At 69.8% G+C, this 23,650-nt stretch carries 25 protein-coding genes; 16 read left to right on the forward strand and 9 right to left on the reverse strand.

Translation table 11 applies throughout. The features are described from left to right. Window positions 1-56: 56 nt before the first annotated feature. On the forward strand, window positions 57-605 hold the full coding sequence (locus HNR51_RS21380) for a hypothetical protein (RefSeq protein WP_239681575.1): 549 nt from the start codon (window positions 57-59) through the stop codon (window positions 603-605). A gap of 40 nt (window positions 606-645) precedes the next feature. Here the strand turns inward: HNR51_RS21380 and hemN are convergent, their stop codons facing one another. The 3 genes from hemN to HNR51_RS21395 form a co-directional block, all read right to left on the reverse strand. Continuing rightward, window positions 646-1,998, reverse strand: a complete 1,353-nt coding sequence (gene hemN, locus HNR51_RS21385; RefSeq protein WP_182556285.1) for an oxygen-independent coproporphyrinogen III oxidase — start codon at window positions 1,996-1,998, stop codon at window positions 646-648. A 181-nt stretch (window positions 1,999-2,179) separates the two neighbouring features. After that, complete coding sequence (locus HNR51_RS21390) at window positions 2,180-3,295, reverse strand: 2'-deoxycytidine 5'-triphosphate deaminase (protein WP_182556286.1); 1,116 nt, start codon at window positions 3,293-3,295, stop codon at window positions 2,180-2,182. After that, complete coding sequence (locus HNR51_RS21395) at window positions 3,292-3,783, reverse strand: hypothetical protein (RefSeq protein ID WP_239681574.1); 492 nt, start codon at window positions 3,781-3,783, stop codon at window positions 3,292-3,294. The genes HNR51_RS21390 and HNR51_RS21395 overlap by 4 nt, the downstream gene beginning before the upstream one ends. A gap of 125 nt (window positions 3,784-3,908) precedes the next feature. Between HNR51_RS21395 and apaG the strand changes: the two genes are divergently transcribed. The 3 genes from apaG to HNR51_RS21410 are packed head-to-tail and all read left to right on the forward strand — an operon-like array spanning window position 3,909 to window position 6,404. After that, on the forward strand, window positions 3,909-4,301 hold the full coding sequence (apaG, locus tag HNR51_RS21400) for a Co2+/Mg2+ efflux facilitator ApaG/CorD (protein WP_012452375.1): 393 nt from the start codon (window positions 3,909-3,911) through the stop codon (window positions 4,299-4,301). Further along, on the forward strand, window positions 4,298-5,473 hold the full coding sequence (argE, locus tag HNR51_RS21405) for an acetylornithine deacetylase (RefSeq protein WP_182556287.1): 1,176 nt from the start codon (window positions 4,298-4,300) through the stop codon (window positions 5,471-5,473). Before apaG ends, argE begins: the two co-directional genes overlap by 4 nt. 10 nt (window positions 5,474-5,483) lie before the next feature. Then, the gene (locus HNR51_RS21410; protein ID WP_182556288.1) at window positions 5,484-6,404 is read left to right on the forward strand and encodes a bestrophin family protein; all 921 of its coding nucleotides are present in this window, start codon (window positions 5,484-5,486) and stop codon (window positions 6,402-6,404) included. Between the two features lie 3 nt (window positions 6,405-6,407). Here HNR51_RS21410 and HNR51_RS21415 read toward each other — a convergent pair whose 3' ends face one another. Both HNR51_RS21415 and HNR51_RS21420 read right to left on the reverse strand, forming a co-directional pair. After that, window positions 6,408-7,277 (reverse strand): formate/nitrite transporter family protein, encoded by an 870-nt coding sequence (locus tag HNR51_RS21415; RefSeq protein ID WP_012452378.1) that lies wholly within the window; start codon window positions 7,275-7,277, stop codon window positions 6,408-6,410. 99 nt (window positions 7,278-7,376) lie between these two features. Beyond that, window positions 7,377-8,129, reverse strand: a complete 753-nt coding sequence (locus HNR51_RS21420; RefSeq protein ID WP_182556289.1) for a competence/damage-inducible protein A — start codon at window positions 8,127-8,129, stop codon at window positions 7,377-7,379. Between the two features lie 88 nt (window positions 8,130-8,217). Between HNR51_RS21420 and sfsA the strand changes: the two genes are divergently transcribed. Next, window positions 8,218-8,964: a DNA/RNA nuclease SfsA gene (sfsA, locus tag HNR51_RS21425; RefSeq protein WP_182556290.1), complete on the forward strand. Its 747-nt coding sequence runs from the start codon at window positions 8,218-8,220 to the stop codon at window positions 8,962-8,964. Here sfsA and HNR51_RS21430 read toward each other — a convergent pair. Next, window positions 8,921-9,766 (reverse strand): FkbM family methyltransferase, encoded by an 846-nt coding sequence (locus HNR51_RS21430; protein WP_182556291.1) that lies wholly within the window; start codon window positions 9,764-9,766, stop codon window positions 8,921-8,923. The genes sfsA and HNR51_RS21430 overlap by 44 nt on opposite strands. 143 nt (window positions 9,767-9,909) lie before the next feature. On the opposite strand from HNR51_RS21430, the gene HNR51_RS21435 reads away from it, so the two are divergent. Together HNR51_RS21435 and HNR51_RS21440 are read left to right on the forward strand one after the other, a co-directional pair. Continuing rightward, on the forward strand, window positions 9,910-10,683 hold the full coding sequence (locus tag HNR51_RS21435) for an alpha/beta fold hydrolase (RefSeq protein WP_012452382.1): 774 nt from the start codon (window positions 9,910-9,912) through the stop codon (window positions 10,681-10,683). Window positions 10,684-10,799: 116 nt separating this feature from the next. Then, a complete protein-coding gene (locus HNR51_RS21440; RefSeq protein WP_182556292.1) occupies window positions 10,800-11,264 on the forward strand; it encodes a hypothetical protein in 465 nt (154 codons plus the stop codon). 13 nt (window positions 11,265-11,277) lie between these two features. Here HNR51_RS21440 and HNR51_RS21445 read toward each other — a convergent pair whose 3' ends face one another. The 3 genes from HNR51_RS21445 to HNR51_RS21455 form a co-directional block, all read right to left on the reverse strand. Then, a complete protein-coding gene (locus HNR51_RS21445) occupies window positions 11,278-12,057 on the reverse strand; it encodes an ABC transporter permease (RefSeq protein WP_012452384.1) in 780 nt (259 codons plus the stop codon). Then, on the reverse strand, window positions 12,054-12,980 hold the full coding sequence (locus tag HNR51_RS21450; RefSeq protein ID WP_182556293.1) for an ABC transporter ATP-binding protein: 927 nt from the start codon (window positions 12,978-12,980) through the stop codon (window positions 12,054-12,056). Before HNR51_RS21450 ends, HNR51_RS21445 begins: the two co-directional genes overlap by 4 nt. A gap of 233 nt (window positions 12,981-13,213) precedes the next feature. Then, window positions 13,214-15,211: a 4Fe-4S binding protein gene (locus tag HNR51_RS21455; RefSeq protein WP_182556364.1), complete on the reverse strand. Its 1,998-nt coding sequence runs from the start codon at window positions 15,209-15,211 to the stop codon at window positions 13,214-13,216. Window positions 15,212-15,377: 166 nt separating this feature from the next. Between HNR51_RS21455 and HNR51_RS21460 the strand changes: the two genes are divergently transcribed. The 9 genes from HNR51_RS21460 (at window position 15,378) to fdh3B (ending at window position 23,606) form a co-directional block, all read left to right on the forward strand. After that, entirely contained in the window at window positions 15,378-16,142 is a 765-nt protein-coding gene (locus HNR51_RS21460) for a biotin/lipoate--protein ligase family protein (protein ID WP_182556294.1), read from the forward strand. Next, window positions 16,139-16,711 carry a DUF6505 family protein gene (locus tag HNR51_RS21465; RefSeq protein ID WP_182556295.1) on the forward strand — a complete coding sequence of 191 codons (573 nt, stop codon included), beginning with the start codon at window positions 16,139-16,141 and terminating at the stop codon, window positions 16,709-16,711. Before HNR51_RS21460 ends, HNR51_RS21465 begins: the two co-directional genes overlap by 4 nt. After that, complete coding sequence (locus HNR51_RS21470) at window positions 16,708-17,718, forward strand: DUF6352 family protein (RefSeq protein WP_182556296.1); 1,011 nt, start codon at window positions 16,708-16,710, stop codon at window positions 17,716-17,718. Before HNR51_RS21465 ends, HNR51_RS21470 begins: the two co-directional genes overlap by 4 nt. Before the next feature lie 8 nt (window positions 17,719-17,726). Beyond that, complete coding sequence (locus tag HNR51_RS21475; RefSeq protein WP_182556297.1) at window positions 17,727-18,269, forward strand: DUF3305 domain-containing protein; 543 nt, start codon at window positions 17,727-17,729, stop codon at window positions 18,267-18,269. Beyond that, a complete protein-coding gene (locus HNR51_RS21480) occupies window positions 18,266-18,997 on the forward strand; it encodes a DUF3306 domain-containing protein (protein WP_182556298.1) in 732 nt (243 codons plus the stop codon). The genes HNR51_RS21475 and HNR51_RS21480 overlap by 4 nt, the downstream gene beginning before the upstream one ends. Before the next feature lie 87 nt (window positions 18,998-19,084). Beyond that, a complete protein-coding gene (locus HNR51_RS21485; protein WP_182556299.1) occupies window positions 19,085-19,720 on the forward strand; it encodes a TorD/DmsD family molecular chaperone in 636 nt (211 codons plus the stop codon). A 76-nt stretch (window positions 19,721-19,796) separates the two neighbouring features. Then, window positions 19,797-20,042, forward strand: a complete 246-nt coding sequence (locus HNR51_RS21490; protein ID WP_012452393.1) for a formate dehydrogenase — start codon at window positions 19,797-19,799, stop codon at window positions 20,040-20,042. A gap of 7 nt (window positions 20,043-20,049) precedes the next feature. Beyond that, window positions 20,050-22,992 carry a formate dehydrogenase subunit alpha gene (locus HNR51_RS21495; RefSeq protein ID WP_182556300.1) on the forward strand — a complete coding sequence of 981 codons (2,943 nt, stop codon included), beginning with the start codon at window positions 20,050-20,052 and terminating at the stop codon, window positions 22,990-22,992. A gap of 17 nt (window positions 22,993-23,009) precedes the next feature. Continuing rightward, window positions 23,010-23,606: a formate dehydrogenase FDH3 subunit beta gene (fdh3B, locus tag HNR51_RS21500; RefSeq protein ID WP_003605051.1), complete on the forward strand. Its 597-nt coding sequence runs from the start codon at window positions 23,010-23,012 to the stop codon at window positions 23,604-23,606. Window positions 23,607-23,650 lie beyond the last annotated feature (44 nt).

Raw genomic sequence — 23,650 nt, forward strand, 5'->3', positions numbered from 1 at the left:
GTTCGCGTTGACTTTCAGGGATCGGCAGGGCGCGCGACGCGATGAGGTCCCCACCCATGTCGGGAAGCGGCGGCATGCCTCGTCCGCCGGCCGAAGAGAAGGCAGACCGGACGCATGACCGGACCCATGGAAGACCACCCATGACCGCTCCCATCCCCAACGCGCCGCACCTGTCGCTCGCGATCCGCCTGTCCCGAGAGATGATGGAAGCCGAACGCCAGGACTTCCGGACGTCGACCGTCTGGCTGACCCGCGAAGAGACCGACCTGATCTGCGCGGCGCTCCATGCCGCCTCCGGGATCGATGGGGCGCGCCTCGATTTCCTCGACCGGTGCGTGGCTGCGATGGCCGCCCGGGATGGGACCGACCGCGTCTGGAATATGTCGATCGACCGAGAGGGCCTGACGCTCGGTGCGGCATCCGCGTCGTCCCGCTCCCTCTCGTCGTCCGACGGGCAGCCATCGTGCCGGGCCGCCATCGACGAAAAGATGGCCGAGCTGGAATGCGCGCGCGCCTGGACGTCCGACGATGACCCGCGACACGCCCCCCGACGCGAAAGAACCACCCGCCCCGAGGACACGCGGGCCTCCTCGAAGGCTCCGTGACGCGCAGCAGGATCGGCAGCGGGACGCCGGTCCGCGCCACTCACGCCGCGCAGCTATGCATGGCGGCGGATGTCCCCAGATGCGCATCGAACAGCGCCGCGACGTTCCGGACGAAAGCCCTCGCATCGTCGGGGATCGTCAGGCGCATCCCTTCACGTTTGACCAGGCCGTGATCGGTGAGGGCGCGTAACCGCGGCAGGGAGGCGAGCAGCGCCTCCGGATCCCGGCCATGCGACCGGCAGACCGCCCCGACCTCGACGGCGCCATCGCACATGATCCGCTCGATCAAGGCTGCCCGAAGCCGATCCTCCGGCGTCAGGGCATAGCCCCGCACCGTCGCGACGTCGTTGGCGGCGACACGAGCGGCGTAGGCGCGCAGTGCCGGCTCGTTCTGGACGTAGCCCTGCGGCAGCCGCCCGATGGCGGAGGCGCCGAAGCCGATCAGCGCGTCGTTGGAATCCGTGGTGTAGCCCTGGAAGTTGCGGTGGAGCTGGCCTTCCGCCCACGCGACCGCCATCGGATCATCCGGCAGGGCGTAATGGTCGAGGCCGATCCGACGATAGCCGGCCCCGGCGAGCGCATCGGCGACGGCCTGCGCCTGCGCCCGGCGGGCGGCGGCGTCCGGCAATGTCGCCGCATCGATGAGCCTCTGGTGCTTCTTGAAGCTGGGAACATGAGCGTAGCCGAACACCGCGAGACGGTCGGGCCGGAGCGCCAGGCATTGCCGCACCGTCTCGACGCAGGATTCCACGCTCTGGTGCGGCAGGCCGTAGATCAGGTCGAGGTTGATCCTGCGGACCCCGGCCGCCCGCAGGCCGGCGATGGCCGCTTCGGTGACGGCGTAGTCCTGGCGGCGCCGGATTGCCGCCTGCACCGCCGGATCGAAGCTTTGGACGCCGAGGCTCGCCCGCGTGACCCCGGCCTCGCCGAGGGCCCGGATCATCGCGGGCGCGAGCGTCCGCGGATCGATCTCGACGGCGATCTCGGCCTTGGGGGCGAACGGGAAGTGCGCCCGCAGCAGCGCCATCAGTTCACGGAATGCGCCGGGCGCCATGATGGTGGGGGTGCCGCCCCCGAAATGGACGTGACGTACGGCGGGCCGGCGCTCGAGATGCCCGACGACTAGGCCGATCTCCCTGCGCAGGCTCGCGAGGTAATCGTCGATGGGCGCGTCGTGCGGGGTGATGTGGGTGTGGCAGCCGCAATACCAGCAGAGGGAACGGCAGAACGGCACATGGAGGTAGAGCGAGGCTGTCGCTTCGGCCGGAAGCGCGCGCAGCCACTCGGCATAGGCGGCCGGACCGACCGCGCCGGTGAAATGCGGGCTCGCCGGATAGCTCGTGTAACGCGGCAGTCGCTCGTCCGCGTAATGCGCCTTCAAATCCTGCCGCATGCGAGCCCCTCCCCCATCCGCCTCTGGCGGCACGCCACCGCACTGGTTTGCGGAAGCAGGGGTTAGGGAGCGCGCCGCGGGCCGGCTTTGATGTGGCGCAAACAGGCTGGATGCGCAGGCTGTGAGGTCAGCGCAGACAAGAGGGAGCGACCTTCTCCGATCCCGCGATCCGTAGGCGGACCTAGAGCGCCGGATCCGGCTCGGTCGCGAAATGCTTCGACAGTTTCAGCCCCTGCGCCTGATAGTTCGAGCCGGCTCCGGCGCCGTAGAGGGTGGAGGGCCGCTCCAGCATGCGCTCGTAGACGAGGCGACCGACGATCTGCCCGTCCTCCAGGAGGAACGGGACGTCGCGGGAGCGCACTTCCAGCACTGCTCGGGCCCCGGCGCCGCCCGCCTCACTGAGACCGAAGCCGGGATCGAAGAAGCCGGCATAGTGGACGCGGAACTCGCCGACGAGCGGATCGAACGGCACCATCTCCGCCGCGTGGTCGGCGGGCACCCGCACCGCCTCCTTCGAGGCGAGGATGTAGAACTGGCCCGGATCGAGGATCAGCGTGCGGCTGCCGTCGGCCGGCAGCGGCTCCCAGAAATCGCGGGTGCGGTGACCGCGCGGCCGGTCGACGTCGATCAGGCCGGTATGGCGCTTGGCGCGATAGCCGATCAGCCCGTCGAAGCCCGCGAGATCGACCGAGACCGGCACGCCGCCCTGGAGCGTGGGCTTGGCCGCGTCGATCAACGGGTCGCTGGCGTGGAGCGCGGCGAGTTCCGTCTCCCGCAGCCGCGGATCGCCCCGGCGGAAGCGGATCTGCGACAGGCGCGAGCCGGTCCGCACGCGCACCGGAAAGGTGCGCGGCGAGATTTCGGCGTAGAGCTTGCCGGCATAGCCCGCCTCGATCTGGTCGAAGGCGCTGGCGCGGTCGGTGATGACGCGGGTGAACACGTCGATGCGCCCGGTCGAGCTTTTCGGGTTGGCGCTGGCGCTGAGATCGGCCGGGAGCGCCAGGGCCTCCTGCAATTCGGCGATGTAGACGCAGCCCGTCTCCAGCACGGCGCCGTGGGTCAGGTCGATCTCGTGCAGCGCGAAGGCCTCGACGCAGGCGGCGACCGAGCGTCCGCTCCCGGGCAGGAAGCTGGTGCGCACCCGGTAGGCGCGGGTGCCGAGCCGCAGATCGAGGCTCGCGGGCTGGATCTGGTCGGCGGCGTAGACGGTCGCGGGGCGGATCGCCCCGGCTTCCGTCAACACCGTGATGGCCTGCGCCGGCAGGATACCGGATGCAGCCGGCACGTCTCCGCTCATCGTCCCGTCCCCTCGCCTCTCTTCTTGGCTTCCGCGGCCGCGCGCTCCGCCGCCTCGATCACCACCACCATGCGCGCCAGCGCGAGCCGGGCGCAGGCGCCCATCGCGACGAGGCCGGCCAGGGCACTCGCAAGCAGCGGAAACAGCTCGGGCCGAAGCCCCGCCACGACGGCCACCAAGGCGGCGCCGATCCCCATCGCGTTGCCGAGCAACAGCATCGGCGAGCGCAGGCCGCGGAGTTCCGTCTCCACGCCGGTCCGCTGCCGGACCGCCCGCGCGACGATCCGCGCGGCCACGTCGAGGGCGAGCGCAAGAACCAGTGCCAGCGCCGGCCACCGGTTCCGGTACGGATCGACGTAAGCGAAGACGAGGGCGAGGCCGAGCGTCAGCACGGTCCCGAGGGCCGTGCCGGCCATGATCGGCGCGCGATCAGCCCGCGCGGTCTGCGCGGCGCCCTGTAAGCCGTCCCGGTGCGTAGCGTTCGGCACGTGGTCTGCGGCCTCCGCCGACCGTAGGTTACCGTGATTGACGAGGTTTCCGGGGCCACGTACCACGGCGCGTCGCAGATGTCGCGATGCGGCCTGCGCGCCGTCCACGGGGATGCTTTCACGCGATGTACAAGGCCGAGACGCGCGGCATCACGGTGACGGTGGAGCCCCGATTCGTCGAGGAGGAGTCCTCGCCGGGGGAGAGCCGCTACTTCTTCGCCTACACCGTCGAGATCGTGAACAACGGCAGCGAGCAGGTGCAGCTCCGCTCGCGCCACTGGCGGATCATCGACGGGCGCGGCGCCTGCCAGGAGGTGCGCGGCGCGGGCGTCGTCGGCAAGCAGCCGGTGCTCGAGCCGGGCGAGTCGTTCAGCTACACCAGCGGCTGCCCCCTCACCACGCCGGACGGCCTGATGGCCGGCAGCTACACGATGTCGACCGTCGGCGGCGAGAGCTTCGAGGCGGAGATCCCGGCCTTCTCGCTGGACTCGCCCCACCTGCGCCGCGTCGTCCATTGACGGCGACGGCGGGCGGCACCCGCTTCACGCCGCTGGAGCTTCTGGAGCGGCTCGTCGCGTTCGACACCGAGAGTTCGAAGTCGAACCTCGCGCTGATCGACTTCGTCGCCGACTATCTCGACGGCTGGGGCGTCCCCCATATCCGCGTGCCGAATGCCGGCGGCGACAAGGCCGCGCTGTTCGCGACCCTCGGGCCGATGACGGATGGCGGCGTCGTGCTCTCGGGCCATACCGACGTGGTGCCGGTGACGGGTCAAGCCTGGACCAGTGACCCGTTCACCCTGCGCGTCGCGGACGGCCGCGCCTATGGCCGCGGCGCCGTGGACATGAAGGCGTTCGACGCGCTCGCCCTCGCCATGGTGCCCGACGCGCTGGCGGCCGGGCTGACGCGGCCGATCCACATCCTGCTCTCCTACGACGAGGAGACGACGTGCCTGGGCGTCGCCGACACCATTGCCCGCTTCGGCGCCGACCTTCCGCGGCCCGGCGCGGTGATCGTCGGCGAGCCGACCGGGATGCAGGTGGCGGACGCGCACAAGAGCGTCGTGACCTTCAACACCACCGTCCACGGCCATGCGGCGCATTCGGCCAAGCCGATGCTCGGCGCCAACGCGGTGATGGCAGCGGCCGACCTGATCGCCGAGCTGAACCGCATCGCCGATGCCATGGTGATCCGCGGCGACGCCTCCGGGCGGTTCGATCCGCCGAACACCACGGTCCATGTCGGCGTGATCGAGGGCGGCACCGCCCGCAACATCCTGCCGAAGCTCTGCACCTTCCTCTGGGAATTCCGCGGCCTGCCAGACCTCGACATGGCCGAGATCCCGGCCCTGTTCGCGGCCGCCTGCGAGCGGGTCACGCGGGAACGTCTCAACCGCTACGGCGATTACGGGCGCATCGAGACGGTCGAGGAGGTGTCGGTGCCGGGGCTCGCGCCCGATCCGGGCTCGGAGGCGGAGCGGCTCGCCCTGCGGCTCGCCGGCCGGAACGCCACGATCACCGTGCCCTACGCCACCGAGGCCGGGCGCTTCCAGCGCGCCGGCATCCCGACCGTGGTGTGCGGACCCGGCTCGATCGATCAGGCGCATCAGCCCGACGAGTTCATCGCCCTCGACGAACTCGCCCGCGGCGAGGCCTTCATGCGCCGGCTGATCGAAGCCTGCACGCCCTGACGCGTCCGCGATGATCGTCCGTCCCCGCCCCGGCCTGCTGACGATCCTGTTCGCCATGCGCGGCTCGATCCTGCCGAAGGTCGCGCCCCAGGTGGTCGCGATCGCCGCGCTGTCCTGCCTCGTGGTGGCGATCGAGCAGCGGCACGCCGAGTGGTTTCCCGTCACCGCCGGCATCGGACCATTCACCCTGGTCGGCCTCGCGCTGTCGATCTTCCTGAGCTTCCGCAACGGCGCCTGCTACGACCGCTGGTGGGAGGCGCGGCGCGCTTGGGGCAGCCTGATCGTCGAGATGCGCGGCCTCGCGCGCCTCCTTCCGGCTCTGCTGCCCGACCCCGAGCACGAGGCCCTGCGTCGCCGCTGCCTGCGGCGGGCGGCCGGCTTCGCCCACGCGCTCCATGCCCGCCTGCGCGGGCTCGACGAAGCGGAAGCCCTCGGCCCCTGGCTGCCGCCGGAGGAACGCGCGGCCCTGGCGCAGCGGCCGAGCGGCGCCGACGCGGCGCTGGCGGGGCTGACGCGGGATCTCGCCGCGGCGACGAAGGCCGGCGCGCTGAGCGACATCCTGTTCGCGAGCCTGGAGCACAAGATCGCCAGCCTCTCGGCGATCCAGGCGGTCTGCGAGCGCATTCACGGCACGCCGCTGCCCTTCGCCTACACGCTGCTGCTCTACCGCACCGCGTGGCTCTACTGCCTGCTCCTGCCGTTCGGGCTCGCAGGATCGCTCGGCTGGTCCACGCCGATCATCGCCGCACTGGTGGCCTACGCCTTCTTCGGCCTCGACGCCCTCGGCGACGAGCTGGAGGAGCCATTCGGCACCGATGCCAACGACCTGCCCCTCGACACGCTGCTGCACACGGCCGACGCGGCGATCCTCGATGCGCTGGGCGAGACCGGCCGCGCGCCGCCGAAGGCCGACCGGTTCATGCTGCGCTGAGCCTCAGGCGTCGGCGCGGCCGCGCTCCTCCACATCCGGCGCCACCTGCCCGAAATTCAGCACCGAGACCAGCGTCACGCCGCCGACCACGTTGCCGAGCAGCGTCGGCACGAAGAAGCCGGTGAGATACTTGGCAAAATCGATCTCGCCGGTGGCGACGAGGTAGTAGGCATCGACCGAACCGGCGACGATGTGGGCGAGCCCGCACATCGAGACGAGCCACGTCATCAGGATGATGATGAAGGGCGCCGCCGATCCGGTGGCCGGCAGGATCCACACCATCAGCGCGATCAGCCAACCGGCGAACACCGCCTTGATCACCGTCGTCCAGAACGGATCCTCGATGGTGTGGCGGCTGATCTCGGCAAACGCTTCCCGCACCTCCGGCTTGAACGCATCGGTATGGGCCAGGACCGAGGCGATGACGATGGTCGCCAGGATGTTGGCGACGAGCACGATGGTCCAGAGCCGCACCACGCGCATCAGGGCGCCGAAGGTTCGCTCGGTCAGGAGCGGCAGGATCGGGGTGACGGTGTTCTCGGTGAAGAGTTGCTGGCGCCCGAGCACGACGATGAGGAAGCCGATCGAGTAGCCCATGCTCAGGACGAGTTCGGCCCAGGGCTCGTGCGGAAGATGTCCCTTCAGCACACCGGGCACGATCAGCGAGAAGCCCATGGTGAGCCCCGCCGAGAATGCCGAGAGCGCGAGCGCCAGCGTCGTGCGGCGCATCTCCTCCTCGCCCTCGCGCCGGATGATCTCATGCAGGATCATCGCATCCGGGCGGTGCGCCTTCTCGACCTGCGCGTCGTCCTTCTCACGGGTGTGGTCGCCGTGTGTTTTGGCTTCTCCGGGCGTGCGGAATGGCTGGGACATGCGGCCCTCGGCGGTCGTCTCGTCGCAGCCCAACGTACGGCAGCGCTTGCGTGCTCCCGACAGCCAGAAATTTATTTCATGAGAGCGGAACGGGCCGGCTCACCCGCGCAAACCTGCCAGCAGGGCCTCCACGGCCGTTCGGGCCGCCGCCACGGCGTCCGCATCCCGCCCGCGCACGACGATGCGATTGCGAAACCCCTCCGGCGTCATCGACGGATAGGAGCCGATCGAGACGGTCGCATGGGCCGCGGCGATCTCGCCGAGCTCGCCGGCGAAATTGCCCTCGGGGATCGCGCCGGCTTCGATCGTCTCGGAGATGACGGGCGCGTTCGAAGTCAGCGTCGGGCGGATCTCGTCGAGCATCGCCGCCATGATTTGGGGCACGCCGGCCATGACGTAGACGTTGCCGATGTGGAAGCCCGGCGCCTTGGAGACGGGGTTGGCGATCAGCTCGGCCCCGTCGGGGATGCGGGCCATGCGCAGGCGCGCCGCGTTCAAGTCCTCCGGGCGGTGCCGCTCCAGCAGCATGGCGCGGGCCCGCGGATCGACGTCGATGCCGACGCCGAAGGCTTCCGCGACGCTGTCGGCGGTGATGTCGTCGTGGGTCGGGCCGATGCCGCCGGAGGTGAACAGATAGGTGTAGCGCGCCCGAAGCGCATTCACCGCGGCGACGATCTCCGCCTTCACGTCCGGTACGATGCGCACCTCGCGCAGGTCCACGCCGATCTCGGTCAGCATGTCGGCGATGGTGCCGATGTTCTTATCCTTGGTGCGGCCCGAGAGGATCTCGTCGCCGATGACGAGGATGGCGGCGGTGACGTCGGCGCTCGGAGGGGTGGAACTGCTGGACATGGAGCCTCGGGGGCGATGATCGGGGTGGAAGCTAGGGCGCGGATGCGCGAAAGCGAAAGCCCCCTCGTCACGCCCCGGCCCGCCCGCGATGCGCTTCCCCTCCCCCCTGATCGACGGGCGCCTCGTGCGGCGCTACAAGCGCTTCCTCGCCGATGTGACGCTTGCCGACGGCACGCTGGTGACGGCGCATTGCGCCAACCCGGGCGCGATGCTGGGCCTCAACGCGGAAGGGTTTCGCGTGCTGCTCTCGCCCTCGACCAACCCGGCACGAAAACTCGGGTTCTCGTGGGAATTGGTCGAGGCGGAGCTGCCCGGCGGGCCGCAATGGGTCGGCATCAACACGGCGCGGCCCAATGCGCTGGTCGCGGAGGCATTTCGAGAGGGAAAGCTTGCGCCACTCGCGGGCTACGAGACGCTCCGGCCGGAGGTCGCCTACGGAAAGGCGAGCCGCGTCGATTTCCTGGCGAGCGGCGGCGGACTGCCGCCTTGCCACGTCGAGGTGAAGAACTGCCACCTGATGCGGCAGGCGGGGCTCGCGGAGTTTCCCGATTGCAAGGCCGCCCGCTCGGCCCGCCACATGGAGGAGCTGGCCGGCGTCGTCACGGCAGGCGGCCGGTCGATGCTGATCGTCGTGATCCAGATGCGGGCCGACGCCTTCGACGTCGCCCGCGACATCGACCCCGCCTTCGACCGGGCGCTGCGCGCGGCGCTGGCGGCCGGCGTCGAAGCTTATGCTTACACCTGCGCGGTCGGCCCCGAGGGCGTGGCGATCGATGCGCCCGTCCCGATTCTTACGCCGGGCGCGTCGGCTCCGCCCGCTCGAACATCAGGTTGAGCCGGGTGCGCGCGATCTGGCGATAGCCGTACTTGTTGAGCAGGCTCGGCAGGTCGATCTGCCACTGGTCGGCGCCGTTCTCGATGACGAGCAACGAGGGGAGCAGCGAGGCCGGCGCGTCGCGCAGGAAAGGCTCCAGGATCAGATCCTCGGCGCCCTCGACGTCGAGCTTGATCGCATCGATCCGCTCGATCCTCTCCGAGCGGCACAGCTCCACCAGCGTCACCGCCGGAACGCGCAGAGTTGCGTTCTTGTGGGTGCCGACGATCTTCACGCTCGATTCGCCGCGGTTGCGCGGGTCGATGAACAGGGTCAGCTCGCCCGACTTGTCGGCGACCGCGCAGGCGATGGCCTTGACCGTGCCGAACGGGTTCTGGCCGATGTTGAAGGTCAGCCGGTCGAACACGTCGGGTTGCGGTTCCACCGCGAGGATGCGGGCGCGCGGGCCGGTGAAAGCCGCCACGAACAGGGCGTAGGCGCCGATATTGGCGCCGATGTCGAGGAACACCGCGTCCTCGGGGAGGCGCTGCTTCAGCAGGGCCCGCTCCTGCGGGTCGAAGAACTGCGGGGTGAAGAGCACCTTCTTCTCGCAGTTGTTGTTGTAAGGGTGCAGCCGCATCCGCGCGCCGTAGCGCTCGACGTCGAGCGGGCGTCCGCGCAGCATGGAGATGGCGAGGCGGCGCAGGAACATCGCCATCCGCCGGGCGCGCCAGGACTGCTCGGGCAGCTTCTGCGTGCGCTCCGCGATCCGCGCGACGAGGCCGGTGGGAGCGTAGGTGCCGTAGGGCGAGGTGTCGGTCATCGTGCCGGGGTGATGCCAGCCCGGCGGGGCGGCGGCAAGTCGGGGCCGATCCGCAGATGCCCGGCGCCAAATTCCGGCGGATGTCGCGTGAAGCCTCGACGCGGCCTTTGACATCGGCGCCGCCGCACCCGAAGACACGAGCCATGCAGAGCTTCGATTCCGACGGCGTGCAGATCGCCTATATCGACGTGCCGGCCAAGGAGGGCGCCGCCGGGGGCGGCGATCCCATCCTCCTGATCCATGGCTTCGCCTCGAACCACGCGGTGAACTGGGTCAATACGCTCTGGGTCCGGTATCTGACCGAGGCCGGCTACCGGACGATCGCCCTCGACAACCGCGGCCACGGGCAGAGCGAGAAGCTCTACGAGCCCACCGCCTACACCTCCGACCGGATGGCCGGGGACGCCGTGCGGCTGCTGCAGCATCTCGGCATCGAGCGGGCCGACGTGATGGGCTATTCCATGGGCGCGCGCATCGCCGCGCATATGGCGCTCGATTATCCCAACGAAGTCCGCTCGCTGCTGCTCGGCGGCATGGGCTTCCACCTCGTGGATGGGCACGGCCTGCCCCAGGGCATCGCCGAGGCGCTGGAGGCGCCCCCCGGCACGCCGGCGCCGAACCCCACGGCCGCCACCTTCCGCATCTTTGCCGAGCAGACCAAGAGCGACCTGCGGGCGCTCGCCGCCTGCATCCGCTGCTCGCGCCAGACCCTTTCGCGGGCCGAACTTTCGGCCATCGATACCCCGACGCTGGTCACCGTCGGCAGCCTCGACACGGTGGCGGGCTCGGGGCCTGAACTGGCCAAGCTGATGCCGAACGCCCGCGCCCTCGAACTGCCGAACCGCGACCACTCGACGGCGGTCGGCGACCGGCTCCACCGGCAGGGCGTGCTGGAGTTCCTGTCCCAGCGGCCGTAGCGGAGGGCGGCGCATCGGCGCTCCGTCCCGATAGTCTATCGGTGGTAGACCGTTTGACGGACTGCACCCGGAGCCCGGCCCGCCTCTAAGGTGCGGGCCTGCTGCGGGAACGGGCCATGTCGAGCCACACGACACAGTCGACCGGGGACGGCGTCCTGCGCGCGGTCGTCGCGAACGCGCTCGCCAACGCCCTGATCGTCCTCGCGATCCTGCTTCTGGTGTTGGGCGGCGCGGCGCTCGCGCGGCCGAAGCTCACCTATGCCGGGGGCAAGGTCGTCGGACTGATGAACCTCTCGACCGACGAAGGCTGCCTCCCGGCCAAGCTTACGGGCAAGGTCGTCAAGCGCGCCTTCGGCCGGGACGGCCTCTACCTCGAATCGGTCATCCTCGAAGAGAAGTCCGGACAGCGGACCTTCATCAACGTCGAGGACGGCTACCGCAACCTCGACGCCGCCACCAACGGCGCCGTCAAGCAGTCGCTCGAAACGATCCTGGCCGTGGGCCGAGGCGTGTCACTGCGCGTGCTCGGATGCGGCGCGGCGGCACGCACCCTGACACTCGACGCCGTGCGGCCGCTCTGAGCCCCCGTCGAACTCAGCTCTTCAGCCGGTACCCCGTGCGGAAGATGTAGGTCACGAGCCCGAGGCACAGCGCCAGGAAGGCGAGCGTCGCGGCGATGCTGACGCCGACGGCCACGTCGCCCCGGCCGAAGAAGGCCCAGCGGAAGCCGCTGACGAGGTAGACGACCGGGTTGAACAGGCTCACCGCCCGCCAGAACGGCGGCAGCATGTCGATGGAATAGAAGCTGCCGCCGAGAAACGTCAGCGGCGTGACGATGAGGAGCGGCACGAGCTGCAGCTTCTCGAACCCGTCCGCCCAGAGCCCGATGACGAAGCCGAACAGGCTGAAGGTGATCGCGGTCAGCAGCAGGAAGAACACCATCCAGAACGGATGCTCGACATGCAGCGGCACGAACAGGGAGGCGGTGGCAAGGATGATGAGGCCGATGACGATCGATTTCGTCGCCGCCGCGCCGACATAGCCGAGCACCACCTCGAAGGGGGAAATCGGCGCCGAGAGAAGCTCGTAGATCGTGCCGGCGAAGCGCGGGAAGTAGATACCGAAGGCGGCGTTCGAGACGCTCTGCGTCAGGAGCGAGAGCATCACCAACCCGGGCACGATGAAGGCGCCGTAGGGTATCCCGTCCACCGTCTGCATCCGCGCACCGATCGCGGCGCCGAAGACGACGAAATAGAGCGAGGTGGAGATCACCGGCGCGACGATGCTCTGCAGGGCCGTGCGCCAGAAGCGGGCCATCTCGAAGCGGTAGATGGCGAGGATCGCCGGGACGTTCAGCATGGACCCGCTCTTCATGCGCGCTCGCGGACGAGATCGACGAAGATGTCTTCGAGCGAACTCTGGCTGGTATCGAGATCGGTGAAGGCGATGCCGGCATCCGCCAGCTCGCCGAGCAGCCCGGTGATGCCGGTGCGCTCCCGCCGAGTGTCGTAGGTGTAGACGAGGGTTCGCCCGCCCTCGCCGATCTGGAGGTCGTGGCGCGCGAGGTTTTCCGGCAGCGCGGCGACCGGCTCGCGCAGATGCAGGGTGAGCTGCTTCTTGCCGAGCTTGCGCATCAGCTCGACCTTGTCCTCGACGAGGATGATCTCGCCCTTGCGGATCACGCCCACCCGGTCGGCCATCTCCTCGGCCTCCTCGATGTAGTGGGTGGTGAGGATGACGGTGACGCCCTGCTCGCGCAGGCGGCGCACGAGGCGCCACATGTCCTGGCGCAGCTCCACATCGACGCCCGCCGTCGGCTCGTCGAGAAACAGCACCTGCGGCTCGTGGGCCAGCGCCTTGGCGATCAGCACGCGCCGCTTCATGCCGCCCGAAAGCTGCATGATGCGGCTCTCGCGCTTTTCGTAGAGGGCGAGGTCCTTGAGCACCCGCTCGATATGGGCGGGGTTCTTCGGGAGGCCGAACAGGCCGCGGCTGAAGCTCACCGTGTCCCACACCTTCTCGAAGGCGTCGGTGGTGAGTTCCTGCGGCACCAGCCCGATCATTCGGCGGGCGGCCCGGTAGTCGCCGAGGATGTCGTGGCCGCCGACGCGGATCTGGCCTGCGCTCGGCGTGACGATCCCGCAGACGATGTTGATGAGGGTCGATTTGCCGGCGCCGTTCGGCCCCAGCAGGGCGAAGATCTCACCTTTTGAGATGTCGAGGTTCACGTCGCGCAGGGCGTGCAACCCCGAAGCGTAGACCTTCGACAGGTTCGCGATCGAGACGATCGGAGACATCGGGGCTCAGGGCTGATGAATGGGGCGCGCCCTATAGCACGGCCGTTGAAGCGGTGAACCCTGCGGGAGCCGGTTACATTCCGCGCCGATCTTCCCAGCCTCCCGGTGCGGAGCGCGGAACCGAGCCGCGCCCCCAGGGCTTGTCGGATTGTTCTCCTGCGACAAAAGACCCCTGACCCGACCTGCCCTCGACATGACGGCGGGTCGTTTTTTGTCGCCGGCCCTCTCGATCGTCAGCTCTGAAGCCGTTCCGCGGCCTCCCGCTCGCGCAGGTAATCCTCGGTGGTGCGCGGCTTGGCCGGCGGCACGGCATGCGGATCGAAGCCCTGGTTGAGCGCCGCCTCGACGCGGCAATCGTCGCACATCATCAGCGAGCGGATGCGCTGCTCCCCGGCCTCGCCCGAGAACATCCAGTGCCGCTCCCGCAGCTTGCCGATCACCCGCTCGATGGTCGCGCGGGTGCCGAAGGGCTTCGCGCAGGTAATGCAGCAGAACGGCTCCTCCTCCTTCACGACCCGGCGCGGGGCCGCCCAGGCCTCGAAGTCGATCCGGGGCGTCAGGTCGATCACGTCCTCCGGGCAGGTCGCCGCGCACAGGCCGCACTGCACGCACAGGCTCTCCTCGAAGGCGAGCAAGGGCCGGTCGGCGCTGTCGGTCAGGGCATTGGTCGGACAGGCGCCGACACAGGAGAGGCAGAGGGTGCAGTCCTCGGTGCGGAAGTTCAGTCCGCCGAACGGCGCGCCGGCCGCCAGCGGTACCGCGGCGACCGGAGCGGGCGCGGCCGCGTGCATCTCGCGGAAAGCGAGGCGCAGCATCTCGCGCTTGCCGCCGACCGGGACGAAGCCGGCGGGTGTCGCCGTCGTCTGCCCCGGTCTCCCGGCACGCAGGCTCGCGCCGAGGATGTCGGGGTCGTCGGTCTCGATCAGGGCGACCGTCGGCGCGTCGCTCCCGGCGCCGTAGCCGAGAGCGTCGGCGAGTGTCCGGCCGAGGGCGACGGTGCGGTGCAGGCTGTCGAGGTCGTGCTTGGGACGCGCGCGGACCAGGACCCGCACCCCGGCCGCGCCGTAAGCGAACAGGGCGGCCAGAACCTCGGGGCCGAGCTGCGTCACCTCGTTGACCCGCACCGGCAGGACATGGGCCGGCAGGCCCTCGCCGTAGCGGCCGAGGGCGTCGATGAGCGGCTCGCCGTAGTCGCCGTCGTGGAACAGCACCACCGCATCCGCGCCGCCCGCCGCCCGGTAGGCGCGCATCAGGCTGCGCAGGCGCCGCATCAGCGCGTCGGCCGGCGGCAGGGCGTAGTTGGCCGCCCCCGTCGGGCAGACGGCGGCGCAACTTCCGCAGCCGGCGCAGATATAGGGGTCGATCGCCACCGAATCCCCGGCGGAGGCGATGGCGCCGGTCGGGCAGACGTCGAGGCAGCGGGTGCAGCCGGTGATGCGCGAACGCGAATGGGCGCAGAGATCGCCGCGGAAATCGATGAAGCGCGTCTTGTCGAACTCGCCGACGAGGTGGGACGCCGCCATCACAGCCCGCTCGACCGCCGCCGGGTCGCGCGGGTCGGCGCGCAGGTAACCGCTGCGCAATTCGTGCGCGGGGAAGAGCGGTGTGCCGCCGGTGAGATCGAGGATCAGGTCGCAGGTCGAGACGGCACCGTCGCGACCCGGCCCGAACACGAGGCGGGTGCGCGAGGACGGCGCCGGCAGGGCATAATCGTCGATGCGCAGCTCGAACGCGCCGAGATGGCCGGTCGCGCCGCGCACGGTGCCCTGAAGCACCGGGAACTCGTTGCGATGGAGCGGCGCCGCCTCGCCCGGCCGGCTGAGCAGCACGGTGACGTCGAGATGCTCGGCCAGCCGCCGCCCGGCCTCGATCGCCGCCTCGTCGCGCCCGTAGATCAGGGCAACGCCCCGGCTCTCCAAGGGCACCGTGCCGGCGACGGGCAGCGGCTCGGCCGCCGCGGCCAGCAGCGCCGCCATCTTCGGCCCGGCCTGCGCCGCCTCCGACGACCAGCCGGCGGTCTCGCGGATCTTGGCGAAGGCGACGCGCTCCTCCGCCCCCAACTCGTCGGCGATCTCCTCGAAGAGCGGCGCCTGAAGCGTGCAGGACACGGTGACCGGAAGGCCCGTGGCCAGAGCCTCACGGTAGCGGTCGAGTTCCTGTCCGCAGAGCTGATCGGCGGTGCGCACGCGGGTGCCGCAGCCCTTTTCCAGGGCTGCGACATCGAGCGGCATCGTCTTCTCGCAGGAACAGGCGAACACGAGACGATCGGACACGATTGAACCTGAGACGATTGGGAGCGCGAGGGCTCTTCGCGCGGAAGCCTGCCTTCCCTATACTCGTATCATTCTAAAACGACGAACGGACATGCGGGCGCAGGCGCCCTGCCCGAGACCGCTCATGACCACCCATCTCGACGCTGCGACACCGGGCTTGCGCCCTGCACCCCTCGTCTTGCCACCCGCCTTCACCGGGCTCGTCGCGGCGGGCTCGCCCGGCGCGGCCGGACAGGCGTGCCGGCTGGCGGAGAGCGGCGAGGCGGAGGCCGGGACTCTCCTGATGGAGGAGCGGGACGACCTCATCGCGCTGTCCGTCGTGCTGGCTCCGACCGAGCCGCTGGCCACCGCGCGCCGGGCCTTCTTCGTCGGTATGCAGGCGCTCGCCGACGCGGTCGGCACCTTCGGCCCTCCGGAAATTCCGGTGACCTTCCTGTGGCCCGATACGCTGATCTTCAACGGCGCCCGCCTCGGCGGCGGTGCCCTGCACTGGCCGCAGGGCTGCGATGAGGCCGAGATCCCGGACTGGCTCGTGTTCTCGGCGATGCTGATCGCGTCGAAGCGGGCAGCGGGCGATCCCGGCCTGACGCCGGACTCGACGTCGCTCGAAGAGGAAGGCTTTCCGGATGGCCTGCGCGAGCCGCTGGTCGAGAGCTTCGCCCGCCACCTCACCAAGGCCTTCGAGATCTGGAGCGAGGACGGCGCCGCCCGCTCGATGAGCCGCTATCTCGCCCGCCTCGCCCTGCCGCCGGGTGCCCGCGCGAGCATCGAGACCGGGGGCGATGCCCGGCTGGTCCATGCCGACGGCCGCAGCGAGCTCCTGCCGCTGCTCCCGGCGCTGCTCAGCCCGTCCTGGCGCGAGCCGGCCACCGACACGGTGCGCCTGTGACGCCGACTTTCGGAAAGCTGCCGCGCACCCTGCGGCTCGACCCGTCCGACACCTTCGTCTTCGCTCGGGCGGCCGAGCCCGGCGAGTGGGCCGTGACGGGCTCGTTCCTGTTCTTTGATGCCGACCTCTCCGCCCTGGCGGGTAAGGATCGGGCAGCGTTCCGGTCCGGCTTCGTCGGCGTGGATTCGCTCGGATTCTCGACCCTCGTCGTCGTCAGCGAGGCGAGCGAGGAGGAACACGCGGCGGCGGTGGAAGCCCTTGCGCGCCACATCCACGAACGCTTCGGCGCGCCGGATCGCGAGGCCGCCCGCGCCGCGGCGCGCGAAGAGATCGAGGTCGCCGCCTCGCTCTGCAACCTGCCCGTCGGCAGCGTGGTGGCGATGCATCGGAGCGAGCGGGACGGCGCGATCGCCGAGGAGTTCCGCACGCTTCACCAGCGCCCACCCGGCGCCGACCCGCTGCACGGGCGCGCCTTCCAGTTCGTCGAGACCGACGAGGACGAGGTGGAGGAGCAGGCCGACCTCGTGGGACTCTTGAGGGATGCCCCTTCCCGGGCCGGACGAGCATGACCGAGTTCTGGGTATCGAGCGGCCACCATCTGACGCAGCGCACCGAGGGCGGGGGCCTCGCGGTCACCGACGAGCTGATCCTGGCCTACCTCGCGCGCCCCGAACTGGTGCCGCCGGAGGACGCCTGCGAGGCCGAGCGCGCGCTGCATGCCAGCCTGCTCGCCGACCCGCGCCGGCCGGTGACGCGCGGAGACATCCACGGAATCGCGGATGCGGATGCGCGGGAGAACTGGGAGGTGATGCTCGCCTTCCGCGATCGGCTGCTCGCGGCGCGCTCGGTCGAGGCGGCCTATCTCGCCCTCGTGCGCGGCGGGTTGCAGGGCGTGCCGGGGCTGTTCCTGACCCAGCTCGTCCACCTGATCCTGCGCAACGCGCTGGACGGCTGCGACGACCCCTTCGTGCTGCGCGCCGCCGAGCTGTTCTTCCGCCCACAGCGGGTCAGCCTGCACGAGGGCGCGGTGTTGCTCGCCGATGCCGAGGTGATCGAGGCGCGCGAGGGCGGCGCCCCGCTCTCACCCCTGGTCTCGATGCTGGGCAAGGAGGCGGCGAGCGAACTCGACGTGCTGAACGAGGAGAACGCCTGGAGCTACTGGAGCCGCTCGGACGCCTTCACCATGGCGCTCAATCTCGGCTCCAGCGGCCGGAGCAGGGACGGGTTGGCGCGGGCGATCGAGGCCTTCCTGCGCCACCTCCTCAACGCGGAGGTGACGGTGGCTCCCCTCGACCGCCTCGAGGATCCCGACTGGCGCTGGTTCGTCGGGCTCGATGCGGAGGGCACGCGGATCGGCAACGCGCTCTGGCGCGGCGAGCCGCTCGATGACGCTGCCCGCGAACGGGTCATCGCCGTGTTCAGCCTCACCTTCGCCGATCCGGCCTGCGTCGATGCGCGGGTCGGCGATCGGCCGGTCTACCTCCTGCTCGCCATGACACCCGACAAGACCGTGCAGCTCAAACCCCAAAACCTCGTCGTCGGATTGCCGCTGGCCTCCGACCGGGCCGCCGCGTGAGAGTCGCCATGACACCGGACACCACGCAGCCGACGCTACCGCAGGGATCGCCGGAAGACCGTTTCGAGGTCGGCATCATCGTGGCCCGGCGGAAGCTCAAGGGGCCTTGGGCGAGCCATGCCTGGCTGCCGGTCGCGGCCTTGCCGGCGGCTCCCCAGACCGCGCCGTGGACCCAGCTCTCCGAGACCGAGGACGAGGCGACCTTCTACGCGGGCGCCCACGAGGTGAGCCTGCACATCGCCGAGACGGCGCATTACCGGGACAACCTCGTCTCGGGCCGGCCCTCGCTCTGGGTGACGCTGCACGCCACGGGGGACGAGACCTATGCGGTCGCGAGCGTGACCGCCGATCCCTACGAAGGCGAGTCGATGGCCGAGGGGATCGGCGAGATCGTTGAGGCGGTGCCGATGCCCCCCGAGGTGCAGGCCAAGCTGCTCGCCTTCTTCGAGGCGTTCCACATCGAGCGCAAGTTCGAGAAGCGCAAGCGCGACCGCGCCGATCCTGAGGCCCTGGCCCGCCGCGCGCCGGGAATGCAGGGGAAGCCGGAATGAGCGACGGCTTCCTCTCCCGTTGGGCCCGCCGCAAGCAGGCCGTCCGAACCGCCGAGCGGACCGAGACGCCCGCCGCTCCGGAGACGGCCGCGGCGGACGCCGCCCTCGAGCCCACGGGATCCTCGGACGCGGTCACGCTCGGCCCGCAGCCTGTCGCTGCGATGGAGGGCCGAGCCGAGGCGCCGCCAGACGATCTGCTGGCGAAGCTGCCCTCCCTCGACAGCCTGACGCCGGATACCGACCTTTCGGCCTTCCTGCAGAGCGGCGTACCGACGGCTTTGCGCAATGCGGCCCTGCGCCGGATGTGGTCGCTCGACCCGGCGATCCGCGACTTCGTCAGCGAGGCACGGGAATACGCCTACGATTGGAACGCGCCGGGCGGCGTGCCGGGCATGGGCCCGCTCCTGCCGACCGATGACGTGAAGGCGATGCTCAAGCGCGTGGTCGGCGGCGTCCCGCCCAGGGAAGAGGACGCACCAGCGCCTGAACCTTCGGATCTGTCGGCGCCGACGCCGGGAGAATCGGCCGAAGCGGACATCGTCATGCGTCCGGAGCCCGAGCCCCTGCCAGAGTCCCTCCCCGCGCCCGACCTCGCGCCCAACCTCGCACCGGTGACGGCGGAACGTCCGCACGCGCCGGTGGTGGTTGCCGAAGCGGAGACCGCGGAGGTCGCACCCCCCCTCCCCCGGCCGCGCCTGCGGCGCCATGGAGGGGCGAAGCCTTCGTAATTCACGCGCATTTCGATTGCGGCCGTCCGAAACGCTTTTTATTATCGGTCCAAACAAGCGGTCCTGCAGGCGGGCCCGAGGGAAACGATGGGTTCGGTTGCGTCGGTGATGGCACTTCCGGGAGACGAGGTGTCCGGGCTCGTCGGTGTGCCGGACGAGATCGATGTCCTGCGCGCGCAGCAATACGATCTGCTGGCCGCCCTGCTCGGGCGGGCGCCGGATGCCGCCCTGCTCACGGCGCTCGCCGCCCTGGAGGGCGGCGACGGCGTGCTCGGCGGCCAGGCGGCAGCCCTGCGCCGGGCGGCGGCCGAGACGAACGTCGCGGCGGTCGAGCGCGAGTACTTCGCGCTGTTCATCGGCGTCGGCCGCGGCGAGCTTCTGCCTTACGCCTCCTACTACCTCACCGGTTTCCTCAACGAGCGTCCGCTGGCGCGCGTGCGCGAGGACTTTTCCGCGCTCGGCATCGAGCGGGACGAGTCGATGTGTGAGCCGGAGGATCATCTCGCGATCCTCCTGGAAGTCATGGCGGGTCTGGCGGCGGGTCGGTTCGACGCGGAGCCCGGCCTGCAGGCCCGCTTCTTCGCCCGCCACATCGAACCCTGGGCCGGCCGATTCTTCGCCGACCTGGAGACCGCGCAGGCGGGCCGTTTCTACCGCGCGGTCGGAGGACTCGGCCGCGCCTTCATCGAGATCGAGGCGGAAGCCTTCGCCATGGAAGGCTGAAGGGCATGCGCATCGTGACAAACGGGATCGAGGCGCGTTGCCGGAGAGCAGGCAGCCGCCGAAGGAGACGAGGGTGATGCGACAGGATCCGAAGACGCTCGGTCGTCGCCAGTTCTTTCGGGCGCTCGGCGGCAGCACGGTGGCCGCCGCGGCGGCCGTGGCCTCGCCGATGGGCGCGACCGAAGCTCAGGCGTACGACCCCGGCAACGACGAGACCCGCAGCCGCTACCGCGAGAGCGACCACGTGAAGGCGTTCTACCGCACCAACGGCTACGAGACCCTCAAGAAGAACACCGATCCGGCGTCGACCGGTCCGAAGTGAGGCTGCCATGCTGATCAAGCGCAAGAGCGGCGAGGCTGCTCGCACCAAGCACCAAGCCGTCGCCGCCGGTCTCGCCGCGGGCGTGCTCGACCGCCGCGCCTTCCTGCGGAAATCCGGTCTGACGGCCGGCGCGCTGGCCGCCGCCGGCACGATCCAGCTCGGCTCGGTGCGGAAGGCCAAGGCCGCCGGCTCGTCCGCCGTCGGGCCGGACACGGTCATCAAGAAGAACGTCTGTACCCACTGCTCGGTGGGCTGCACGGTGACCGCCGAGGTCGTCAACGGCGTCTGGGTCGGGCAGGAGCCGTCCTACGCCAGCCCGATCAACCGCGGCACCCACTGTGCCAAGGGCGCGGCCATCCGCGAACTCGTGTCCTCCGACCGCCGCCTCAAATACCCGATGAAGCTCGAGGGCGGGGAGTGGAAGCGCATCTCCTGGGATCAGGCCTATCAGGAGATCGGCGATAAGCTCACCGCGATCCGCGAGAAGAACGGCGCGGATTCGGTCTACTGGCTCGGCTCGGCCAAGTTCACCAACGAGGCCGCCTACCTGATGCGCAAGTTCGGCGCCCTCTGGGGCACGAACTCGATCGACCATCAGGCCCGCATCTGCCACTCGACGACGGTGGCGGGCGTGGCCAACACCTGGGGCTACGGCGCCCAGACCAACAGCTACAACGACATCCGCAACGCCAAGACGATGATCATCCTCGGCGGCAACCCGGCCGAGGCGCATCCGATCTCCATGCAGCACGTGCTGTCGGGCAAGGAGATCAACCGCGCGAACATGATCGTCATCGATCCGCGCTTCACCCGCACCGCCGCGCACGCGACCGAGTACGTGCGCATCCGCTCCGGCACCGACATCCCGGTGGTGTGGGGCATCCTCTGGCACATCTTCCAGAATGGCTGGGAGGACAAGGAGTTCATCGCCCAGCGCGTCTACGCCATGGACGACGTGCGCAAGGAAGTCGCCAAGTGGACGCCCGACGAGGTCGAGCGCGTTTCCGGCGTGCCGGGCGAGCAGCTCCGCCGCGTCGCAGAGAAGTTCGCCAAGGAGAAGCCCGCGACCCTGATCTGGTGCATGGGCGCGACCCAGCACACGGTCGGCACCGCCAACGTGCGCGCGCTGTGCATCCTGTGTCTGGCCACCGGCAATGTCGGCAAGCCGGGCACCGGCGCCAACATCTTCCGCGGCCACACCAACGTGCAGGGCGCGACGGATCTGGGCCTCGATGTGACGTCGCTGCCGCTCTACTACGGCCTCGTCGAGGGCGGCTGGCGCCATTGGGCCCGCGTCTGGGAGGTCGAGTACGAGTGGCTGCAATCGCGCTTCGATGAGGTTCCGGCGAAGGGCGGCCGCAAGGCCCGCACCCGCAAGGAGAACATGGAATCGCCCGGCATCACCTCGACCCGCTGGTTCGATGCCGTGAACCTGCCCCCCGAGCAGATCGATCAGCGCAGCCCGGTGAAGGCGTTCATGGTGTTCGGCCATGGCGGCAACACCGTGACCCGCATGCCCGAGGCCATCGACGGCATGAACAAGCTGGAGCTGCTGGTCGTCGCCGACCCGCACCCGACCACCTTCGCCGCGCTCGATGCCCGGCAGGACAACACCTACCTCCTGCCGATCTGCACCTCGCTGGAGATGGACGGCTCGCGCACGGCCTCAAACCGCTCGATCCAGTGGGGCGAGCAGATCGTGAAGCCGGCCTTCGAGTCGAAGAACGACTACGAGGTGCTCTACCGTCTCGCGGAGAAGCTCGGCTTCGCCGACAAGCTCTGCAAGAACATCAAGGTCGAGAACGGCGTCCCGGTCGCCGAGGACATCCTTCGCGAGATCAACCGCGGCGGCTGGTCGACGGGCTATTGCGGCCAGTCCCCGGAGCGGCTGAAGGCGCATATGCGCAACCAGCACAAGTTCGACCTCGTGACCCTGCGTGCGCCGAAGGACGACCCGGAGGTCGGCGGCGACTATTACGGCCTGCCCTGGCCATGCTGGGGCAAGCCGGAGCTGCGCCATCCCGGCTCGGCGATCCTCTACAACACGAACCTCCACGTGAAGGAGGGCGGCGGCGGCTTCCGCGCCCGCTTCGGCACCGAGCGCAACGGCCAGACCCTGCTTGCGGAGAACTCGTTCTCGAAGGGTTCGGACCTGACCGACGGCTATCCCGAATTCACCTTCGGGGTGTTCAAGAAGCTCGGCTGGGACAAGGACCTGACCCCGGAGGAACTCGCCACGATCCTCAAGATCGGCGGCGAGAAGCCGGACACCGTGAGCTGGGCCACCGACTTGTCGGGCGGCATCCAGCGGGTCTGCCTCGACCACGGCGTCTCGCCCTTCGGCAACGGCAAGGCGCGGGCGAACGCCTGGAACCTGCCCGACCCGGTGCCGGTCCATCGCGAGCCGGTCTACTCGCCGCGCCCCGAACTCGTGGCGAAGTACCCGACCCGGCCCGACGAGCGGCAGCTGCGCATGCCGAATATCGGCTTCTCGGTTCAGAAGTCGGTGGTCGATCGCGGGGTCGCCAAGCAGTTCCCGATCATCCTCACCTCCGGCCGCCTCGTCGAGTACGAGGGCGGTGGCGAGGAGACGCGCTCGAACCCGTGGCTGGCCGAGCTGCAGCAGGACATGTTCGTCGAGATCAACACCGGGGATGCGGCCGAGCGCGGCATCAAGGACGGTCAGTGGGTCTGGGTCTCGGGACCTGAGAACTCCGCCAAGACCAAGGTGAAGGCCCTCGTGACCGACCGCGTCGGCAAGGGCGTCGCCTTCATGCCCTTCCACTTCTCCGGTTGGTACCAGGGCAAGGACATGCGCGACTACTACCCGAAGGGCACCGACCCGGTGGTGCTCGGCGAGAGCGTGAACACCGTGACCACCTACGGCTTCGATCCTGTGACGGGCATGCAGGAAACGAAGTGCACCCTGTGCCAGATCGCAGCGGCCTGAGAGGAGCGACCCGAACCATGGCCCGGATGAAGTTCCTCTGCGACGCGGACCGCTGCATCGAGTGCAACGCCTGCGTCACGGCCTGCAAGAACGAGCACGAGGTGCCCTGGGGCATCAACCGCCGCCGCGTCGTCACCCTCAACGACGGCAAGCCCGGCGAGCGCTCGGTCTCCATGGCCTGCATGCACTGCACCGACGCGCCCTGCGCCGCCGTGTGCCCAGTGAACTGCTTCTACACCACGGCGGATGCCGTGGTGCTGCACTCCAAGGACATCTGCATCGGCTGCGGCTACTGCTTCTACGCCTGCCCGTTCGGCGCGCCGCAATATCCGCGGGTCGGGAACTTCGGTTCGCGCGGCAAGATGGACAAGTGCACCTACTGCTCGGGCGGCCCCGAGCCGGATTTCTCGACCGCCGAGTACGAGAAGTACGGCTCGAACCGTCTGGCCGAGGGCAAGCTGCCGCTCTGCGCCGAGATGTGCTCGACCAAGGCGCTGCTGGCGGGCGACGGCGAGATGATCGCCGAGATCTACAAGCAGCGGGTGATCAAGCGCGGCTACGGCTCCGGTGCCTGGGGCTGGAAGACGGCCTACCGCGAGACCGTCGCGATCTGATCCGGTGTCGAGCGCGGGCCTCCAAGCCCGCGCCCGCGAGCTGT

The sequence above is a fragment of the Methylorubrum thiocyanatum genome (assembly GCA_014138645.1).
Taxonomy (GTDB): Bacteria; Pseudomonadota; Alphaproteobacteria; order Rhizobiales; family Beijerinckiaceae; genus Methylobacterium; species Methylobacterium thiocyanatum.